4 protein-coding genes and 1 tRNA gene are annotated in these 3,190 nt (G+C 55.6%); 4 read left to right on the top strand and 1 reads right to left on the bottom strand.

Annotation, left to right across the window (positions count from 1 at the left end; genetic code table 11):
* The first annotated feature begins 123 nt into the window (after positions 1-123).
* The 3 genes from NW843_RS03470 to NW843_RS03460 all read left to right on the top strand — a co-directional run bounded on the left by NW843_RS03470 (position 124) and on the right by NW843_RS03460 (position 2,216).
* Positions 124-498 (top strand): DUF1818 family protein, encoded by a 375-nt coding sequence (locus NW843_RS03470; protein WP_414522121.1) that lies wholly within the window; start codon positions 124-126, stop codon positions 496-498.
* 42 nt (positions 499-540) lie between these two features.
* Positions 541-1,353: an FAD binding domain-containing protein gene (locus NW843_RS03465; RefSeq protein WP_414522120.1), complete on the top strand. Its 813-nt coding sequence runs from the start codon at positions 541-543 to the stop codon at positions 1,351-1,353.
* 428 nt (positions 1,354-1,781) lie between these two features.
* On the top strand, positions 1,782-2,216 hold the full coding sequence (locus NW843_RS03460; RefSeq protein WP_414329029.1) for a type IV pilin protein: 435 nt from the start codon (positions 1,782-1,784) through the stop codon (positions 2,214-2,216).
* 34 nt (positions 2,217-2,250) lie between these two features.
* On the opposite strand, the gene NW843_RS03455 is transcribed toward NW843_RS03460, so the two are convergent.
* Positions 2,251-2,324, bottom strand: a tRNA-Arg gene (locus tag NW843_RS03455).
* 201 nt (positions 2,325-2,525) lie between these two features.
* On the opposite strand from NW843_RS03455, the gene NW843_RS03450 reads away from it, so the two are divergent.
* Positions 2,526-2,960 (top strand): hypothetical protein, encoded by a 435-nt coding sequence (locus NW843_RS03450; RefSeq protein ID WP_011432900.1) that lies wholly within the window; start codon positions 2,526-2,528, stop codon positions 2,958-2,960.
* Positions 2,961-3,190 lie beyond the last annotated feature (230 nt).

Below are 3,190 nucleotides of genomic sequence, written 5' to 3'. Positions count from 1 at the left end.
TCCTGAACCATGTTCAGGAGAGTTCAGCGTGAATGTATCAGCACCATGGATGCTTTTCCTTGCCTGTCTGTTGCCAACAACGGTGATGGATTCCCAATCGCGACAGTGGGACGGAGTTCCTACTTGGCTCGTTCTTCTCTGCACAAGGGATCCGGCTGGAGGCTGGGCTGGGATCCCACCCGTTCCCCTTTTGTTGCGCTGGTGGGGGGAGAAGCCTGGGCGCTGGAGCTCACTCAGGAGGAGTGGCAAGCGTTTGTGCAGGGGGTGCAGCGCCTGCAGCAGGATATGGAGGCCATCGCCTCCCAACTGATGGCGGAGGAGAGCATTACGCTGGAGCAGACTTGCCCTGCTTTGACGTTGATTGCCAGCGGCAGCGCCACCGCCTGGGGCCTCTACGTGCAATTGCATCAAGGCCGGCGCGGAGAAGGTTTTTGGCCTGCTGATGTTGTCCCTGAGCTATGCCAGGCCCTCGCCCAATGCTTTCAGGAAGCTCTCTAGCCCCCTGAAGCCTGCAGTCTGGATCCCTGCCTGAGAGAACCCATGGATCTGCACCATCTGCACACCTACATTCGTCCCCAACAGCTTGAGGACTTGACCGCATGGGATCCCGGCTGGAACTGGCTGGCCGGGGGGACTTGGCTCTTCTCACAGCCGCAACCCCACCTGCGGGGACTGATCGATTTGCATCCTCTGGACTGGAACGAGCTGGAAATCAGTGCAGAAGGGTTAAAACTGGGGGCAACCTGTACCTTCCAGCAACTGTTGCAATACGATTGGCCACCCCATTGGCCGGGGATCCGCGCCCTGTGCGAGGGAATGGCATCTTTGGCCTCTTTCAAAGTGGCCCACCTGGCAACGATAGGGGGAAATCTCTGCCTGGCCCTGAGTGTCGGTGTCGTAGCACCCGTGTTGATCGCCCTTGAGGCCACCTACACGCTGATCGATCTGCAGGGATCCCTGCGCCACATCCCTGCTCAGGACTTTCAAATCGGCCCCCAACAAACTCTGCTGCAGCCGGGGGAAGCCTTGCGATCCATCTGGATCCCGGCCCAACGCCTGCGCAGCCCCAGCACCTTTCAGCGGCTCGGCATCACCCAAACGGATCCCGCCTTGGTGATCGTCGCTGGATCGCGCGATCCCGACTCAGGCGATTATCGCTTCGGACTCAATGCTGCCCTTTCACCCCCACAACTGGTGCGGCTGGGATCCCGGCCCGATCCAGAACATCTTCCCCAACTTTTGGCAGAGCAAGCCCACGGCTGGATCGCGGATTTTCGGGCCAGCGCCCTTTACCGCCAACGCATGAGCGAGGTATTGATTCGCCGCTGTCTGGCAATCTTGCTCCGAGAGTAAGCCTGACCTCCCTGACCAAATGAGAGAGGATAAATTCATCTGCTGAGCTCCCAAAAACGAATGGCCCATGAGAGTCCGCGGCGGCAGCAAGTGCCACCCCACAGACAACCGCGAAAATAGTTCACAGTGAACCCAGCTTTATCTGAGCTTAAAACTTGAGGCCAGTTTATAAAAAACTTACCCACAGTTGATAGCCAGTGAGGTTTTGGATTCAGGAGTTCGCGTGATTTGACAGGGAAAGTTTTGGATCCGCAAAGGGTAACCTGAAACCAAGGAAAGGCTGGAATACTGGGGCAAGCTCCTTTGGGTTTAGCTAAGTGCCTGATTTCTCCCGAAGCGGGACTGGAACTGCTATGAGTCGGTTTTCCCCTCATGAAGTGTATCTCCGGAGAATCCTCTTTCGTCTGGCCACTGCGGCTCCTCGTGGCATGACATTGATCGAGTTGCTGGTGGTCATCGTGATTGTCGGTACTCTCTGCGCGGTGGCCATTCCCAACCTGCTCAACCACATTCGCCGCTCCAGAGTTGCTGAAGCCCAAACAGCTTTGGCGACCATTGGCCGCGCTTCAGAAATCTTCCGCATGGATTTTACGGTTTATCCTTCCAGCTACGCCGATATTCAATTCGGAGGGATCCACGGGGATCGTTATCTGCAAGATCCCTGGCAAGCCCCCAACTATCGTCTCCCCGAAGTTGTTCCTCCCACTCCTGGCCCAAGCGGCATTCGTTGGATGACGGAGTCTCACACCTACACAGCTGCTGGTGGGAATCCCCTGCGCTGTGACATCGGCCTTGGGGATCGCCAGCAAGAGGTTTTGGTCTCCGGCTACAACCTACACAACTCCTGCAACCTCTATCGTTGACCTGCCCAGGCAGGAGTCTGGCGGCTTGAGGAAGCGGGACTGGGCGGACTTGAACCGCCGACCTAGCGCTTAGGAGGCGCTTGCTCTATCCATCTGAGCTACAGCCCCTTGTCGAACATCCTACTGCTCTTAGCCCCCATCTCAGATTACAGCCCTTTTGCAGATGAGGTGATACCCGACCAGTTCTCATCATGCCCCAACTGGGTCTGGCGTTATCGGTTGTGTTGTTGACATTGACCTGCTAGACATCTTCTGTGATGCTAAGAAGTGTTAAGCTAAGGACTTGGATCCCAAACCGAGGTCAGCCCTATGGAATCCCTTTCTGATCCCTTCGTCAATCCCCCCATTTACTCTGCCATCGCCTTATTCAGCTTTTTTGCTGTTATCTTTGGCATCATTTTCAAGGACAATTTGGAATACCAGGTGGCCCTTTGGCAGCTCAACCGGGATAGCCAAGCGCAAATTCGCTACCGCACTCCTGGGGTGATCCTCACCTACAGTCTCTGCTGCCTGTTTACCTCTGGGTTTGTGGCCGCGTGTCTGAACGTGTTTGGCCTGTCTATGGCCTTGGCCGCCTGCGTCGGTGGGATCCTAGTGTTGAGCACGGCAGGCTTGGTGTGGTGGCAGTTGGGATCCCTGATGGCTCTGTTGGCTGCCGGTGGATCCCAGGCCATCGATATTGACTCTTACGGAGCAGGGGCCATTTTGGATTCTGAGGCGGCAGCACCCCCCGAGGGAGAATAGGATCTTGGAGTAGTCTTACCCCATGCCCTGGTCTAGCTGGATCAGCTGGATCCAGAAGAGCGTGCCTACAGAGTAGAGAAAGCTTAAGAAGTTTCTGGCCAACTTGTTAAAACGAGAGAACAAGTGCCAGCTCAGCTTTTGAAAAACGCCTCTTTCTGTAAAAAATTACAAATCATAGTCATTCCAAACTAGGTTGTGTTGATCTTTCATTTGAGCCAAAAGAGAGCACT

This window comes from Synechococcus sp. R5-12, assembly GCF_047502655.1.
GTDB lineage: Bacteria > Cyanobacteriota > Cyanobacteriia > Thermostichales > Thermostichaceae > Thermostichus.
Note: the sequence above shows the minus strand (reverse complement) of the source record. Positions and strands in the feature narration are given on the sequence as shown.